We start from the raw sequence: 15,918 nt of genomic DNA, 5'->3' as shown, positions 1-15,918 counted from the left end.
CCTCCGTCGACGTCGTCGCCGGTGAACGAAAAGCGTGTTCACCGGCTCCTCCTTTCGACGGAGGCGCGCGATCTGGTGCCGGGAACGCGAGGGACGCCGGGAAGTTGCCCTCCCGGCGTCCCGGTTGCTGCGTGCCGGTACGTCTTGCTCAGGCCGTACGGATCCGCGCGCGAGCGGCGCGACGCTTCAACGCGCGTCGCTCGTCCTCGCTCAGACCGCCCCACACCCCGTGGTCCTGACCTGCTTCCAGCGCCCACTGCAGGCATGCGTCGCGAACGTCGCACCGCCGACAGACTTGCTTGGCTTCTTCGATCTGGAGCAGGGCCGGGCCGGTGTTCCCAATGGGGAAGAACAGCTCGGGGTCCTCGTCCAGACAGGCAGCCTTGTGGCGCCAATCCATTCGGTAACTCGCTTCTCCTGGCGTGTGCTGGAGGAGAAGGATCCCCCAGCGTCGTGGGTGCCGCAGGTCCTCTACACTGAGCGGCTCGGCACCAGACCCAACCCTGTCAACAATCCTTGGTCAGCACAAGGGTTTGACGAGTCAGGTCCCTCACATCTCGCTTCTCTTCCGGCGGGCTCACGCAGCCCGGACCGTACGCTAGGTGGGTGCCTCCCCTGATCGCCGGGTCCCCGACACGCCGCCCGCCGGCCCTGCTGGTGGCCGCTGCCCTGCTCGCCCTGCAGGCGCTGGCCGCCCTCGGCTACGGCGTCCTCGCGATCAGCCAGGTGCGCAGCTCCCGGCCTGTGGTGGGAATCGGTGTGGCCCTGATCATGATCGGCTACGCCGTGCTGCTGGCCGTGGTCGCCCGCGGGGTGGCGCGTGGCCGGCGCTGGAGCCGTGGGCTCGCGGTCGTCACCCAGCTGATCCTGCTGCTGCTCGGCTGGAGCTTTCGCGAACCGCCCACCACGGTGGTGGGCGTGCTTTTCGCCGTCGTCTCCTTCGCCGCCCTGGTGTGTCTGGTGCTGCCCGCGTCGACCCGCGCCTTTCTGGCCTGACTCTCGGCTCAGGTCGAGCAGCCGCAGCGCCTCGGCCTTGACCGTCGCCTTGACCAGCACCTCTTCCGGCGCTCCCTGCTCGACCACGACCACCGCGTCCATGAGGATCACCCGGTTGCCAGCCCGATCACGCCCCCGGCCAGCCCACCGAGGAGCGGGTTGGCGTCGACGGTGAGGAAACGCCAGGCGGGACGGCCTCGTCGATGTCGCCGAGGGTCTCCCGCTTGCCCGCGGACTGCTTGACCGCCTCGGACACGAGGGGGGAGTGGGTGGGCATCGCGTCGGCTGGCCCGTGACGACCGCACTCGTCGCCTGGCTCTGGTCCTCGTGCTGCAGGGGTCCTCGTGCTGCAGGGGACCTCGTGCTGCAGGGTCCTGGTGCTGCAGGACGTCGATCTGTCTGCGCCGCGACCGTCTTGCCACAGACGTCGGCGTTCGGGTTGCCCTTGGCGGTGGCCCACCGGTGCCGGCGGAGAAGTAGCTGACCATGGCGACCCGCTGGAGCCGGGCGGGCCTAGCGGAGCCGGCTGGCGCCGGCCGACGGCAGGCCGAGGAAGTGGGTCGGCCGGCCGTAGCCGGCGTCGGCGAAAGCGGCCGCGATCGCCTCGGCCACCTCGTCCGCGGTGCCGGCGGCGACCAGGGCGATGATGCAGCCACCGAAACCACCGCCGGTCATCCGGGCGCCCAGGGCACCGGCGCTCTTGGCCGTCGCGACGGCCAGGTCGACCGTCGGCACGGTGATCTCGAAGTCGTCCCGCATCGAGGCGTGTGACGCGTCGAGCAGCGGCGCCAGGTCGGTGGTGCGGTCCGCGCGCAGCACGTCCGCCGCCGCGAGCACCCGCGCATTCTCGGTGACAACGTGCCGGACCCGCCGCTGCATCTCCACCTCCGGCAGCAGCGCGAGCGCCGCGTCCAGGTCCGTGACGTCGCGGAGCGCCGCGACACCGAGCAGTCGAGCGGCTTCCTCGCAGCTGCGGCGGCGGGCGGCGTACTCGCTGTCGACCAGGGCGTGCGGGGTCTGCGTGTCCAGCACCAGCAGCTCCAGGCCGGCCTCGTCGAGCGCGAGATGCACCTGCTCGGTCTTGAAGCTGCGGCAGTCGAAGAACAGGGCGTGGCCAAGCGTGCACAGGGTGGACGCGGCCTGGTCCATCAGGCCGGTCGGCGCCCCGACGAACTCGTTCTCACACGTCCGGGCCAGCTTGGCCCGCTCGAGCGGGTCGACGTCGAGGTCGGAGAGGTCCGCGAGCGCCGCCAGGGCGGCGCACTCGAGCGCGGCTGAAGAGGAGAGCCCGGCCCCGACGGGAACGTCGGAGGTCAGCACCAGGTCGGCGCCGGTCACCGGGTACCCGGCGCCGCGCAGCGCCCAGACGACGCCGGCGACGTACGCCGCCCAGCCGTCCATCCCGGGCGTCAGGTCGTCGGGTCCGAACTCTTTGGTCTGGTCCTGGTTGAGCGAGGTGACGCTCCAGCGGCCGTCGTCGCGGGGGCCGGCGGCGACCGTGACCGCCTGGGCCAGCGCGAAGGGCATCACGAAGCCGTCGTTGTAGTCGGTGTGCTCACCGATCAGGTTGACCCGCCCGGGAGCCGCCCAGACCCCGGCCGGCTGCGCCCCAAACCGGTCGGTGAAGGCGGCGGTGACGGCGTCGATGTCGGTGGAGCTCACCCGCCGACCTTACCGGCGGTGCGTGCGAGTGCCGGGGGACACTGGTGCCGTGGACCCGAGACCGGAGCTGTGGACAACTCCGCGGCCTGCGGCCGTGCCGCCGGAGCTGCGGCCGTTCGTCCGGTCGGTGGTGGGCTACGGCGGCGCCGGCCTCACCCCAGGGGTGCACCGCGGGCTGCCCGGGCGTTCGCTGACCCTCGTCTTCGCGTTGGACGCGCGGCTCGGCGTGGCTGCCTCCGCCGCCGACTGGGCGGCGGGCGCGGTCCAGTACCAGCCGACGACCCTCAGCGGGCTGCACACCGAACCCGCGTTCGTCGTCCAGCCGGGGCGGTGGAGCGGAGTCCAGGTCGACGTCAGCCCGCTCGGCACCCGGCGGCTGTTCGCCCTGCCCGCCGCCGCTCTGCCGACGGACCGCTTCGACGGTGAGGCAGTGCTGGGTGCAGACGTCGCCCGGGTGCACGAGCAGCTGGTCGCGGCCGCCACCTGGTCCGACCGGTACGCGGTGCTGCTGGGCTGGCTGCTGGACCTCCTCGTCCGAGGGGTTCCTGGACGAGTCCGGCCCGAGGTCGTCCAGGCGTGGCGCCTGCTGGAGCGGACGCAGGGCCGGACGCCCGTCGGTCAGCTGGCCGACCAGGTCGGGCTCGGTCCACGACGGCTGGCGGCGGTCTTCCGGGCCGAGATCGGGGTGACCCCCAAGGTCGCGGCCCGGCTGCTGCGGTTCGACGCTGCCCGGCGGGACGTGACCCGGTCCTCCACGGGCGCGGGTCCGCGCGACCTCACCCGCGTCGCACTCCGGCACGGCTACTACGACCACGCCCATCTCGTTCGCGAGTTCACGGCCTTCACCGGGCTGAGCCCGACCGGCTGGCTCTCGTCCGAGGTCGGAAACGTCCAAGTCCGACCCGACGTCACTGTGGCAACGTCGTCCTCATGAGCGAGGACACCTTGACCACCCGTGCGGCGACCGTCTGGCCGACCTTCCAGGCGTACGACCCCCGAGCAGTGATCGACATCCTCGTGGCGCTCGGCTTCGTCGAGACCGCCTGCTACGCCGACGAGGCCGGCGTCATCCAGCACGCCCAGCTCGACTGGCCCGAGGGCGGTGGGGTGATGCTCGGGTCGCACAAGCCGGCGGGGCCGTTCACCCAGCAGCCCGGGACGTCCGCCGCCTACGTCGTCACCACCGACGTGGACGCGGTACTGACCCGAGCCCGGGCCGCCGGCGCGGTCGTGCCGGACGCCCCGGTCGAGCAGGACTACGGCAGCCGCGAGGTCGGACTGCGCGATCCCGAGGGCAACCAGTGGACCTTCGGCACCTATCCGGGCGAGCCGCTGCGCTCCTGAGGCCGGGCTGAGCAGTCCGTCTAGGCTGCCTCCATGTTCGCCGCCTACGCCACCGCCGCCGATCCGGACCAGCCGCTGCGGGCGCTCCGGGTGGGCGAGATCGAACCGCCCGCCGTCCCGGAGGGCTGGGTGGAGGTGCAGGTACGGGCGTGCGCGCTCAACCACCACGACGTCTGGTCCCTCCGCGGGGTCGGCCTGGCGCCGGACCGGCTGCCCATGGTGCTGGGCTGCGACGCGGCTGGGGTGACCGCCGACGGCGGCCGCGTACTCGTACACGCGGTGGTCAACGACCCCTCGTTCGCCGGCACCGACAGCACCCATGACCCGCGCCGGTCGCTGCTGTCGGAGCGCTGTCCCGGGACGCTCGCGACCAGCGTCCGGGTGCCGGCGGCCAACCTGGTCGACCTGCCTGAGGAGCTCGGCTTCGTCGACGCGGCCTGTTTGCCGACCGCGTGGCTGACGGCGTACCGGATGCTGTTCACCGCTTCCGGGCTACGGCCGGGGGACACCGTACTGGTGCAGGGAGCTGGTGGAGGAGTCGCGACCGCGCTGGTCGTGCTGGCCCGGCACGCAGGGATCCGGGTCTGGGTCACCTCGCGCAGCGAGGCCAAGCAGGCCCGCGTGCTCGAGCTCGGTGCCCACGCCGCGTTCGCCAGCGGGGTCCGGCTGCCCGAGCGGGTGGACGCGGTGATGGAGACCGTCGGCGCCGCCACCTGGTCACACTCGATCAACGCGCTCCGGCCGGGGGGCACCGTGGTGATCTCCGGCGCCACCTCCGGGGACGCGCCGGCCCAGGCCGAGCTGACCAAGATCTTTTTCAAGCCGCTCCGCGTCGTCGGCTCCACCATGGGCACCCGGGACGAGCTGGTCACGCTGACCCGGATGCTCACCACCACAGGGATCCGACCTGTCGTCGACCGCGTCCTGCCGCTCGCCGACGCCGCCGACGGCTTCGCCGCCATGATCAACGGCGATGTGTTCGGCAAGATCATCTTCGAGCCGTGACCGAGACCGGTGCGGTCGCGATCCGCGAGGTCGGACCGGCGGACGCCGAGGCGCTGGGCCGGTGCCACCTGGCCTGCTGGGCCGAGGCCTACACCGGCATGGTGCCGCAGGACCGGCTGGACGCGGCGGTGGCCGCTGTCGACGAGCGGGTCAGCCGCTGGCGCGCCATCCTCGCTGAGTTTCCGGGTCGACGACTGGTGGCCGACCACGCCGGCGAGATCGTCGGCTTCGCCGCGGCCGGCCACAGCCGTGACGGTGACCTCGGGCCGGACCTCGAGCTGTACTCGCTCTATGTCAGGCAGGCTCACTGGAGCACCGGGCTGGGCCATCGGCTGCTCGCGGCCGCGATCGGTGAGGCTCCCGCCTCGCTGTGGGTGTTCCGCGACAACCACCGGGCCCGACGCTTCTACGCCCAGCACGGCTTCGCCCCCGACGGGCAGGAGAAGCCGGAGCCCTACTTCGACCGTCCGGAGATCCGGATGGTCCGGTACGCCTCGGTCCCAGGCTGAGGCGAGCAAGATCGGGGAGACGTGAGCTGGGTAGTCGCGGCTCAAGTCTTCTCAATGACGCTGAGCCAACGTCACCGGCGCAGACATCACTCGTCCTCGTCGTCCAGCCGGGCGAGCCAGGTGGCCAGCCGCTCGATGGGCGTCTCGAACTCGGGGTTCAGGTCGACGAACGTACTCAGCTGCTCGGCCAGCCAGGCGAGGGAGACCTCGTCGTCCCCACGCCGGCCGGCCAGCTCTTCGATGCCTCTGTCGGTGAAGTACACCGCCGGCCTCAGGCGAACGCGCGCTCGACGAGGTTGCGCTGCTGGGACTCGTGCACCTTGGCCGAGCCGACGGCCGGTGCCGACGCCGCGTCCCGGTTGATCGGGACGAGCTCCCAGCGCTGACCCGGTGCTGCCTCCTGCAGCGCGGCCGGCAGGTTGAGGGCCATGAACGGCCAGGCCCCCTGGTTGGCCGGCTCGTCCTGCACCCAGCGCACCTCGCTGACCTGCGGGAAACGGCTCAGCTCGGCGGCGATCTCCGCAGCCGGCAGCGGGTAGAGCCGCTCGACCGGGACAATCGCGACCTTGCCCTCCCGACCTGCCTTCTGCCGTCCGGTGACCAGGTCCCAGCGCACCTTGCCCGAGCACAGCAGCACCGACTCGACCTCGTTCGGGTCCGTGATGGTCGGGTCGGCTAGCACCGGCAGCCAGCTGCCGGAGGTGAAGTCTTCGGGATAGGAGACGGCCTGCTTGTTGCGCAGCATCGACTTCGGCGTCGCCACGATCAGCGGCCGGTGCCGCTCGCCGAGGGCCTGGGCCCGCAGCAGGTGGAAGTAGCTGGCCGGCGTGGAGGGTTGCGCGACCGCTAGAGCGCCCTCGGCGGCGAGGGTGAGGAACCGCTCGATCCGCGCGGAGGAGTGGTCCGGGCCCTGGCCTTCGTAGCCGTGCGGCAGCAGCAGCACGACGCCCGACTTCTGGGTCCACTTGGCCTGACCGGAAGCGATGTACTCGTCGATGATGATCTGGGCGCCGTTGGCGAAGTCGCCGAACTGGGCCTCCCAGACGACCAGCGCCTCCGGTCGGGCCACGGAGTAGCCGTACTCGAAGCCCATCGCCGCGTACTCGCTCAGCAGCGAGTCGAAGACGTGGAACTTGCCCTGGGTCTCGTCCAGGTGCTTCAGCGGCACCCACGACTCACCGCTCACCCGGTCGACGATGGCAGCGAAGCGCTGCACGAACGTGCCCCGCCGCGTGTCCTGGCCGGTGAGCCGAACCGTCCGGCCCTCGAGCAGCAGCGAACCCAGCGCCAGGATCTCCCCGGTCGCCCAGTCGATCGGGCCCTGGGTGATCGCGGCCGCGCGGCGCTGCAGCTGCGGCATCACCTTCGGGTGCACGTGGAACGCGTCCGGGAACGTGGTGTGGGCGTCCGAGACCTTCTTCAGTGTCTCGAGGGTCACTGCCGTGCCGTGCTTGGCCGCGGCCTTGCTCGGGTACGCCGGAACCCGGCTGTAGCCGACCTCGCGCGGCGGCAGCCCCGGGTCGCGGACCTCCGTGAACACGCTCTCCAGCCGCTGCTGGAACTTTGTCATCACCGCTTCGGCGTCCTCGACGGTGATGTCGCCGCGGCCGATCAGTGCCTCGGTGTACAGCTTGCGGGTCGAGCGCTTCTTCTCGATCAGGTCGTACATCCGCGGCTGGGTGAAGCTCGGGTCGTCACCCTCGTTGTGACCGCGCCGGCGGTAGCAGACGATGTCGATCACGACGTCCTTGTGGAACTGAGAGCGGAACTCGAACGCCAGCCGCGCCGCCTGGATGCAGGCCTCGGGGTCGTCTCCGTTCACGTGGAAGATCGGCGCCGCGACCATCCGTGCCACGTCGGTGCAGTAGACCGACGAGCGCGACTCGGTCGGTGAGGTGGTGAAGCCGACTTGGTTGTTCACGATGATGTGGATCGTGCCGCCGGTGCGGTAGCCGCGCAGCTGGCTCAGGTTCAGCGTCTCGGCCACCACGCCCTGGCCGGCGAACGCGGCGTCGCCGTGCATCAGCACCGGCAGCACGGGGAACTCCGTGCCGCGGTCGAGGATGTCCTGCTTGGCCCGGGCGATGCCCTCGAGCACCGGGTTGACCGCCTCGAGGTGGCTCGGGTTGGCCGCCACCGAGGTCTTGATCGTCGCCCCGCTCAGGGCGGAGAACTCACCCTCAGAACCCAGGTGGTACTTGACGTCGCCCGACCCCTGCACCGTCCGGGGGTCGATGTTGCCCTCGAACTCGCGGAAGATCTGGGCGTAGGACTTGCCGACGATGTTGGCCAGCACGTTCAGCCGGCCCCGGTGCGGCATGCCGATGCAGACCTCTTCCAGCCCGGCGTCGGCGGCCTGCTCGCAGACCTCGTCCAGCAGCGCGATGGCGGACTCCCCGCCCTCGAGGCTGAACCGCTTCTGGCCGACGAACTTGGTCTGCAGGAAGGTCTCGAAGATCTCCGCCTCGTTGAGCTTGTCGAGGATCCGCAGGTGCTCCTCGCGGGGCAGCGACTCGTGCGGACGCTCGACCCGGTCCTGGATCCACTTTCGCTGCGCCGGCTCGGAGATGTGCATGTACTCGATGCCGGTGGTGCGGCAGTAGGAGTCGCGGAGGATACCGAGGATCTTGCGCATCTTCATCAGCCCCTGGCCGCCGGCGAACGAGCCGGTGGCAAACGAGCGGTCGAGGTCCCACAGGGTCAGGCCGTGGGTCTGCACGTCCAGGTCGTGGTGTGCGCGCTGGCGGTACTCCAGCGGGTCGGTGTCGGCCATCAGGTGACCGCGCACCCGGTAGGCGTTGATCATCTCCATGATCCGCGCCTGCTTGGGTATCTGGTCCTCGTGGTCGGTGCTGACGTCCTGCGCCCAGCGGATCGGCGCGTACGGGATCCGCAGGTCGGCGAAGATGTCGTCGTAGAAGCCGTCCTCGCCGAGCAGCAGCGCGTGCAGCCGCTGCAGGTAAGCCCCGGACTGGGCCCCCTGGATGACCCGGTGGTCGTAGGTCGAGGTCAGCGTCATCACCTTGGCGACGCTCATCTCGCTCAACCGGTCGAGGTCAGAGCCCTGGAACTCCGGCGGGTAGTCCATCGAGCCGACGCCGATGATCGTGCCCTGGCCGGCGACGAGGCGCGGCACCGAGTGGTTGGTACCGATCGTCCCGGGGTTGGTCAGGGTGATCGTGGTGTCGGCGAAGTCGGTGACGGCCAGCTCGCCGGCGCGGGCCTTCTTGACCATCTGCTCGTACGCCGCCCAGAACTGGGCGAAGTCGAGCCGCTCGCAGTTCTTGATGCTCGGTACGAGCAGCTGGCGGGTGCCATCAGGCTTGGGCAGGTCGATCGCGAGGCCCAGGTTGATGTGCGCCGGAACGATCATGGTCGGCTTGCCGTCGACGACCTCGTAGCCGTTGTTCATGGCGGGCACGGTCTTGAGCGCCTGCACCATGGCGTAACCGATCAGGTGCGTGTAGGAGATCTTGCCGCCGCGGGAGCGCCGCAGGTGGTTGTTGATCACGACGCGCTGGTCGATCAGCAGCTTCACCGGCAGCGAACGGACGCTGGTGGCGGTGGGGACCGTCAGGGACAGGTCCATGTTCTTGGCCGTCCGGGCCGACGCCCCGCGCAGGGTGGTGCGGACCGACTCCTCGGCCGCGACGTCGGGTCGGTCGGACGGGTTCGGCGGGTCAGCCGGGACGCCGCCGCGGCTGCCCGGCGCGGTCGGCCGACCCTCCTTGTTGGTGGAGGGGCGTTCCACCGTGGGGTTGGGCTTGGAGGTGGTGGTCCGGTTCGCGGCCGGCCTGACGGGCGGAGCCTGCTTCTCGGCCTGCGCCGGAGCGGGCGTCGCGGGGATCGGCTTCGGGGCGTGCCCGTTGGTGCCAGGCGTCGAAGCAGCGTCCGGCGCCGGGGCGGCCGCCGTCTGGCCGTTGCCTGCCTTGGCACCGGGCGCACCGCCTGCCTTGGCACCGGGCGCACCGCCTGCCTCGGCACCGGGCGCACCGCCTGCCTTGGCACCAGGTGCACCGTGGGCGGTGAAGTAGGCGACCCACGCCTGGTCCACCGAACCCGGGTCGGCGGCGTACTGCTCGTACATCTCCTCCAGCAGCCAGTCGTTGGCGCCGAAGTCGGCGTCCTCGGCGCTGGTGGTGGTCGTGGAGCTCGAGAGGTCGGGCATGGTGACCGGGTCGCCTTCTTCCGTGCGTGATGTTCGTCCTGCGGGCTACGGGTGGGCTAGCCGCCCACCGTTGGGCCCGCCTGGCCAAACACGACTGCGACGCATTCTGGGGCTTGCCCGCAGCCCAGATTACTCACATCACCAGACCAGCGAGGCGGTGGTGCGGTGCGTTGGCGGGCCATGTTCGATGGCGGCCCCGCGAGGGCACTCAGCGGCGTGCCGCTGTCGCGATGCTCGTCCGGAGCCGGGCGTGCAGGTCGGGACGGTCCCAGCCGAGCCGCCGGGCGGCGATCCAGGTGGCGCCGACGAGCCCCGACTCCACCTGCAGCAGCCTCAGCCGGAACGACAGCCGGTCGGTGAGCCGCCGTCGGATCGGGCCGGGCGTGGCCAGCCCAGAAGGACCCAGCACCGAGCCGCCCAGGACCACCGGCTCGTCGGCCTGCGGGGAGAGTCCGGCCAGGTCGGCGGCAAGCAGCGCAGCGGCCTCGTCCGCGATCGCGCCCGCGGCGGGGTCGTCGTCGGCCCAGCGGCTGACCAGCGGCGCGAAGCGGGTGAGCCACGTCGGCTGCTCGCCGTAGCACGCGGCCAGCAGTCCGAGCTGGTCGCTCACGCCGGCGTCGGCCAGGACGGCTTTTGACAGGCCGGTCAGCGGCCGCTCCTGCTCCAGGGCCCGCAACGTCGCCCGGACGGCTTCGCGTCCCAGCCAGAAGCCCGAGCCGCCGTCACCCAGCAGCCAGCCCCAGCCGTCCCGCCGGTCCTGCAGGGTCTCACCCACCACGCGGGCCGCCACGGCGCCCGTGCCGGCGACCAGGGTGCAGCCGGCCCAGGCCGGGGTGGCCGAGGAGAACGCCACCGCGAGGTCGGAGACCACCAGCCGGGGCCCCGTCACCCGCTCGGGCAGCGCCGCGGCCAGGAACGCCGGGTCGCTGGCGACCCGGAAGCCGCCGGCGAGGCCGATCACGGCGGCAGCCACCGCCCCGGGAACACTGGTCAGGACCCGGTCCGCGGTGCTCCGGATCACCCTCGCCGAGGCGTCGGGCCCGACCACGTTGGGGTTGCCCGGGCCGCCGACGGCGACCTGGACGATGCCCTCGTCCGCGGTGGCGACGGCGACCCGGGTCGAGCTGCCACCGACGTCGGCGCCGAGGAGCAGCTCGGTCATGGGAGTTCACGCCTCTCGAGCTCGCGGATCGGGATGTATCGACGGTGTTGCAAGTTCGTGCAATATCTGGCCAGAAGAGTGCAACATCTGAACAGTTGTGTTTGAGTGGCTCAGTACGTGGCCGGGGCCCACCGTATCCATCGCGAGCACGGGGACACCGGTCTGTCGTACCGGTAGACGGCGTGGCGCGGACCTAGGATCGGCGACGAGCGGGTGCAGCGTGCACCCAGAACCGTGGCGGGCCCAGTTTGCGTCGAGGACCTCGACACGCTCGAGTCTCATACCTTCCACCCAGCACCCTTTCGACGAGAGGCAGCACCCCGATGGACAGCACCCCACGACACCTGCACCGCCGCCAGCTCCTGCGGCTGGCCCTCACGGCGGCGGCCCTGACCCCGGTGGCCGGGGGTCTCGCCTCGTGCGCGGCCGGCGGCGGCGACACGGGAGCGAGCGCGGGTCCGACCGGCGCGGTATCGAGCACCAACCCCTTCGGGCTGGCCGACAGCTCGACCGTCGACGCGGTGATCTTCAACGGCGGCTACGGCATCGACTACGTCAAGTACGCCGCCGACAAGCTCAAGGCCGTCCATCCGACGGTCACCCCGACGGTGGCCCCGTCGACCAACATCGCCCAGGAGCTCCAGCCGCGCTTCGTCGGCGGCAACCCGCCGGACCTGATCGACAACTCGGGCGCGAACGCGATCGGCATCTCGACGATCATCGACCAGCTCGAGGACCTCAGCTCGGTGATCGACGCCCCGAACCTCGAGGGCGCCAAGATCCGCGACACCCTCTACGAAGGGGTGCTCACCCCGGGCACGTTCGACGGCAAGTTTGCCGCGCTCAACTACAGCCTCACCGTCTACGCCCTGTGGTACTCGGCGTCGCTGTTCGAGGCGAACGGCTGGGAGCCGCCCAAGACCTGGGACGACGCGCTGGCGCTCGGCGCCAAGGCCAAGGAGAAGGGCAAGTACCTCTTCACCTGGGGCAAGGAGGCCGCGACCTACTACCAGACGATGGCCATCGCCTCGGCGATCAAGGAGGGCGGCGACGACGTCCGGCTCTCACTCGAGAACCTCAAGCCCGACTGCTGGTCCCTACCGGCCGTCCAGGCGGTGTTCACCGCGATGAAGAAGGTCGTCGACGCCGGCTACTTCAAGCCGGGCGGCTCGGGCACCCAGTTCACCGCCGCGCAGGCCCAGTGGAGCAACGACGAGGACGCGATCCTCTACCCCTCGGGCTCGTGGATCGAGAACGAGATGAAGAAGCAGACCAAGACCGGGTTCAAGATGACCGGGGCGGCCGAGCCGACCGTCACCTCGGGCAGCACGCTGCCGTACGAGGCCCTGCACAGCACCGCCGGTGAGCCCTTCGTCGTGCCCACCAAGGCCAAGAACCCCGCCGGCGGCAAGGAGCTGCTGCGGGTGATGCTGAGCAAGGACGCGGCGACCAACTTCGCCAAGACCCTGCTGGCCCCCAGCATCGTCAAGGGCACCGTGCCGGCGGACGGCTTCGGCTCGACAGCGCTGGTCTCCCAGACCACGCTGCTCGAAGCGGCCGGGTCGAACATCTTCTCCTGGCAGTTCGTCGACTACTACGGCATGAACACCGACCAGCTCGTGGTGTGGAACAGCTTTCTCGACGGCAAGTCCGACGTGGCCACGCTGACCAAGTCCCTGCAGCAGATCACCGACAAGGTCGCCAAGGACGACTCCGTCAAGAAGATCGAGGTGAAGTGACCGCGGTCGTCGCACCGCTGCAGCCGGGCAGGGGCACCGCCCCTGTCCGGCGCCGTCGACGTCCGCTGACCTTCGACCGGGTCAGCTTCCTGCTGGTCTTCCTCGGCCTGCCGCTGGCCATCTACGTGATCTTCGTGGTCTCGCCGTTCATCCAGGCGGTCTACTACTCCCTCACCGACTGGAGCGGCTTCACCCCGACGCAGAACTTCGTCGGGATCCGCAACTACACACGGGTCCTGAGCGACTCGATCTTTCTGCGGGCCATGCGGAACAACATCATCTTGGTGATCATCCTGCCGCTGGTCACCATCGTGCTGTCGCTCGCGCTGGCCTCCCTGCTCACCGTCGGGGGCAGCAGCCACGGCCAGACCCGGGGTCTGCGGGGCTCCAACTTCTACCGGGTCGTGTCCTTCTTCCCCTACGTGATCCCGGCCATCGTGATCGGCATCATGTGGGGCCGGATCTACGACCCCAGCAGTGGCGTGCTGAACGGCATCCTGACCAGTGTCGGCATCAAGAGCGCAGCGTCGTTCCCGTGGCTCGGCGACTCCCGGACGGCGATGGCCGCGACGATCTTCGTGATCGTCTGGGGCTTCGTCGGCTTCTACATGGTGTTGTTCGTGGCCGCGATCAAGGGCATCCCGGCCGAGATCTTCGAGGCCGCCCGGATCGACGGCAGCGGGCGGCTGCGGACCGCGGTCAGCATCACCGTGCCGCTGATCCGCGACAACGTGCAGACCGCGTACGTCTACATGGGCATCCTGGCCCTGGACGCCTTTGTCTACATGGCGGCGCTCAACCCGGGCGGCGGTCCCGACAACTCGACCCTGGTGATGTCGCAGCAGCTGCTGACCACCGCCTTCACCAAGGGGCAGTTCGGGGTCGCCTGCGCGATGGGCGTCGTGCTGGCCGCGATCACCCTGGTCTTCTCCGGCCTGGTGTTCGCCGTCAACCGGCTGACCGCCGGCCGGGAGGTGTCGCGGTGACCACGACCGAGCTGGCGCCGCGGACGGCCAGCGCCGAGGTCCCGCCGCGTCGCCGGACGCCGGTGCCGGCCAGCGAGCGGGCGTTCGGGACGGTGTCGCACGCCGTGCTGGTGCTCTGGTCGCTGATCGTCGTGCTGCCCCTGCTGTGGACGCTGATGACCTCGTTCAAGACGACGAACCAGATCTTCTCGTCCCCGTTCTCGCTGCCCACCAGCCTGAACGTGGTCAACTACGTCAACGCCTGGACCACCGCCGGGATCGGCAGCTATTTCCTGAACACGATCATCGTGGTGGGGTCGGCGCTGGTCCTGGTGATGATCCTCGGGTCGATGTGCTCCTACGTGCTGGCCCGGTTCTCGTTCCCCGGTACCCGGCTCATCTACTACGCCATGCTCGCCGGGCTGACCTTCCCGATCTTCCTCGCGATCGTCCCACTCTTCTTCACCCTCAAGAACTTCGGTCTGCTCAACACCCTGCCCGGCTTGATCATCACCTACGTCGCGTTCGCCCTGCCGTTCACGGTCTTCTTCCTGTTCTCGTTCTTCAAGGCCCTGCCCGACGAGATCGGCGAGGCGGCGGCGCTCGACGGGGCGGGGGAGTGGCAGACGTTCTTCCTCGTGATGCTGCCGATGGCCAAGAACGGCCTCACCTCGGTGTTGATCTTCAACTTCCTCGGCCTGTGGAACCAGTTCCTGATCCCCGTCGCCCTGAACACCAACGTGAAGAACTACGTGCTGTCCCAGGGAATGGCGGCCTTTGCCTCCCAGGCCGGTTACGCGGTGGACTTCGGTGCGCTCTTCGCCGCCGTGGTGATCACCGTGACCCCGGTGCTCGTGGTCTACATCCTCTTCCAGCGCCAGCTGCAGGGCTCGGTGACCCAGGGAACGTCGAAGTAGCCCGCAGCGCAGGCTCTCTTGGCGTCAGGCCGGGCGAGCCAGTCGTCGCCAGGCCAGCCGACAGGCCCGGGCGGTGAAGATCACCAGGAACACGTTGCGGGCGGCGGTGATCAGCGTCGAGACGACGATCCCGGCGTGGCCGTGCTGGCCGAGGAAGGCGTCGTAGAACAGCGGGTAGACGAGGTGGGTCAACAGCGCCAGGACGAGCAGCTGGGAACCCAGCCGCCGGACGACCCGGTGGTCGACCGGATCGTCGTCCGAGCTGAGCAGCAGCAGCGCGGCCATCGCGCCGCCGAGCCAGAGCAGGTACTGCGGGCTCAGGGTCTTGTTGGTGATGGTCATGATCGCGACGGTCGCCAGCACGGCGACCCCAACCCCCACCGCGGACGGCGCCGGATGCCGGTGGGCCCGGACGACCAGGGCCGCGATGGCCGCAAGCCCGAGCACGGTGGCGATGGTGCTGAGGGTCAGCAGCGGTCCGACGCCGGGCCCGAACACCTCATAGGCCTGGTACCTGGAGAGGTCGACCGTCCAGCCTGAGGGCTTGAGCGCGCGGGCCAGCATCACCGGCGTGGCCCAGGTCGACTCGACCTGCAGACCCCGGTCGGACTGCCAGGTCAGCGGTGAGACCAGCCGCGCCCAGCCACCGAGGACCAGGCTGATCGCGGCGAGCCCGAACCCGACAGCGACGAACGACCAGGCGACGGGCCGGCGGGTTTGTCGGTGCGCCAGGAACGGACCGATCAGCAGCGCCGGCCACAGCTTGACCGCCGCCCCCAGACCGGTGAGGGCACCGGTCACCCAGGGTCGCCGGCGGGCCGCCAGCAGCGCCCCGCCCGCGAGCACCGCGGGCAGGATGTCGAAGCGCAGGTAGGACAGCGGACCGATCAGGAAGACGAAGAGCAGCCAGAAGTCGCACGACCAGGTGTGCCGGCGGCCGCTGCTGCGCCAGAGCGCGACCGTGAACAGCCCGTCCAGCAGCAGCATGAAGACGACGAACGCCGCCAGGTAGCCGGTGCGGTTACCGCCGGTGACTCCGTACGGCAGCCACAGCAGCCAGGTGACCGGGGTCGGGTACTCGTTCAGGGTGGCGGGCAGTCCGACGCTGAAGAGCGCGTGGATCTTGCGGTGGTAGTAGAAGACGTCGCCGACCACGAAGCGTTCGGCCAGGGCGAGGATGACCAGCATCGCGACCCGGGTGCCCAGCCAGCCGAGGACCAGCGTCCGGCCGCTCCGGCGCTGGTCGTACCAGGCCGACAGACGCCGGGGCAGACCCGCACCGGGTCGGGTGGGGGCAGGGGCGTGAGCAGACACTGAGGCTTCCCGTCCGACGGCAGATCCCGGCGAATGTATCACCGTGCTGCGGTCGAGCCGGTTGGTCGGTCAGGCCCTCACCGTCGTGGCGTGAGTCGGACGAGCGCCTGGGCCGTGATCGACGACGGACCCAGCGC

Annotated in this window: 15 protein-coding genes; 8 read left to right on the top strand and 7 right to left on the bottom strand. The window is 70.3% G+C overall.

The annotated features are described in order from the left end of the window. Positions 1-148: 148 nt before the first annotated feature. Positions 149-400, bottom strand: coding sequence for a WhiB family transcriptional regulator (locus tag ACFE76_RS19345; protein ID WP_091074038.1), 252 nt, complete (start codon positions 398-400; stop codon positions 149-151). A gap of 206 nt (positions 401-606) precedes the next feature. Here ACFE76_RS19345 and ACFE76_RS19340 point away from each other — a divergent pair, with 206 nt between their 5' ends. Further along, entirely contained in the window at positions 607-996 is a 390-nt protein-coding gene (locus tag ACFE76_RS19340; RefSeq protein ID WP_375433416.1) for a hypothetical protein, read from the top strand. Between the two features lie 127 nt (positions 997-1,123). Here ACFE76_RS19340 and ACFE76_RS19335 read toward each other — a convergent pair whose 3' ends face one another. Further along, positions 1,124-1,273, bottom strand: coding sequence for a hypothetical protein (locus ACFE76_RS19335; RefSeq protein ID WP_375433415.1), 150 nt, complete (start codon positions 1,271-1,273; stop codon positions 1,124-1,126). Positions 1,274-1,509: 236 nt separating this feature from the next. Then, positions 1,510-2,658, bottom strand: a complete 1,149-nt coding sequence (galK, locus tag ACFE76_RS19330) for a galactokinase (protein ID WP_375433414.1) — start codon at positions 2,656-2,658, stop codon at positions 1,510-1,512. Positions 2,659-2,707: 49 nt separating this feature from the next. Between galK and ACFE76_RS19325 the strand changes: the two genes are divergently transcribed. Genes ACFE76_RS19325 through ACFE76_RS19310 form a run of 4 tightly spaced genes read left to right on the top strand, consistent with a single transcriptional unit; the run spans position 2,708 to position 5,516 of the window. Next, complete coding sequence (locus ACFE76_RS19325) at positions 2,708-3,592, top strand: helix-turn-helix domain-containing protein (protein ID WP_375433413.1); 885 nt, start codon at positions 2,708-2,710, stop codon at positions 3,590-3,592. Then, positions 3,589-4,002 (top strand): VOC family protein, encoded by a 414-nt coding sequence (locus tag ACFE76_RS19320; RefSeq protein WP_375433412.1) that lies wholly within the window; start codon positions 3,589-3,591, stop codon positions 4,000-4,002. The genes ACFE76_RS19325 and ACFE76_RS19320 overlap by 4 nt, the downstream gene beginning before the upstream one ends. Positions 4,003-4,035: 33 nt before the next feature. After that, positions 4,036-5,007, top strand: a complete 972-nt coding sequence (locus ACFE76_RS19315) for a zinc-binding dehydrogenase (RefSeq protein ID WP_375433411.1) — start codon at positions 4,036-4,038, stop codon at positions 5,005-5,007. Next, complete coding sequence (locus ACFE76_RS19310) at positions 5,004-5,516, top strand: GNAT family N-acetyltransferase (protein WP_375433410.1); 513 nt, start codon at positions 5,004-5,006, stop codon at positions 5,514-5,516. Before ACFE76_RS19315 ends, ACFE76_RS19310 begins: the two co-directional genes overlap by 4 nt. An 86-nt stretch (positions 5,517-5,602) precedes the next feature. On the opposite strand, the gene ACFE76_RS19305 is transcribed toward ACFE76_RS19310, so the two are convergent. The 3 genes from ACFE76_RS19305 to ACFE76_RS19295 all read right to left on the bottom strand — a co-directional run bounded on the left by ACFE76_RS19305 (position 5,603) and on the right by ACFE76_RS19295 (position 10,846). Beyond that, the gene (locus tag ACFE76_RS19305; RefSeq protein ID WP_375433409.1) at positions 5,603-5,779 is read right to left on the bottom strand and encodes a DUF6104 family protein; all 177 of its coding nucleotides are present in this window, start codon (positions 5,777-5,779) and stop codon (positions 5,603-5,605) included. 8 nt (positions 5,780-5,787) lie between these two features. Next, positions 5,788-9,684: a multifunctional oxoglutarate decarboxylase/oxoglutarate dehydrogenase thiamine pyrophosphate-binding subunit/dihydrolipoyllysine-residue succinyltransferase subunit gene (locus ACFE76_RS19300; protein WP_375433408.1), complete on the bottom strand. Its 3,897-nt coding sequence runs from the start codon at positions 9,682-9,684 to the stop codon at positions 5,788-5,790. Positions 9,685-9,892: 208 nt separating this feature from the next. Then, positions 9,893-10,846 (bottom strand): N-acetylglucosamine kinase, encoded by a 954-nt coding sequence (locus ACFE76_RS19295; protein ID WP_375433407.1) that lies wholly within the window; start codon positions 10,844-10,846, stop codon positions 9,893-9,895. Between the two features lie 323 nt (positions 10,847-11,169). Between ACFE76_RS19295 and ngcE the strand changes: the two genes are divergently transcribed. Genes ngcE through ACFE76_RS19280 form a run of 3 tightly spaced genes read left to right on the top strand, consistent with a single transcriptional unit; the run spans position 11,170 to position 14,467 of the window. Then, on the top strand, positions 11,170-12,585 hold the full coding sequence (gene ngcE, locus ACFE76_RS19290; protein ID WP_375433406.1) for an N-acetylglucosamine/diacetylchitobiose ABC transporter substrate-binding protein: 1,416 nt from the start codon (positions 11,170-11,172) through the stop codon (positions 12,583-12,585). Further along, positions 12,582-13,571, top strand: coding sequence for a carbohydrate ABC transporter permease (locus ACFE76_RS19285; protein ID WP_375433405.1), 990 nt, complete (start codon positions 12,582-12,584; stop codon positions 13,569-13,571). The genes ngcE and ACFE76_RS19285 overlap by 4 nt, the downstream gene beginning before the upstream one ends. After that, positions 13,568-14,467: a carbohydrate ABC transporter permease gene (locus ACFE76_RS19280; RefSeq protein WP_375433404.1), complete on the top strand. Its 900-nt coding sequence runs from the start codon at positions 13,568-13,570 to the stop codon at positions 14,465-14,467. Before ACFE76_RS19285 ends, ACFE76_RS19280 begins: the two co-directional genes overlap by 4 nt. Positions 14,468-14,491: 24 nt before the next feature. On the opposite strand, the gene ACFE76_RS19275 is transcribed toward ACFE76_RS19280, so the two are convergent. After that, entirely contained in the window at positions 14,492-15,781 is a 1,290-nt protein-coding gene (locus tag ACFE76_RS19275) for a glycosyltransferase 87 family protein (protein ID WP_375433403.1), read from the bottom strand. Between the last annotated feature and the right edge of the window lie 137 nt (positions 15,782-15,918).

Source organism: uncultured Friedmanniella sp., from assembly GCF_964244005.1.
Lineage (GTDB): Bacteria > Actinomycetota > Actinomycetes > Propionibacteriales > Propionibacteriaceae > Microlunatus.
The sequence above is the reverse complement of the archived record's forward strand: the minus strand, read 5'-3'. Positions and strand labels throughout refer to the sequence as shown.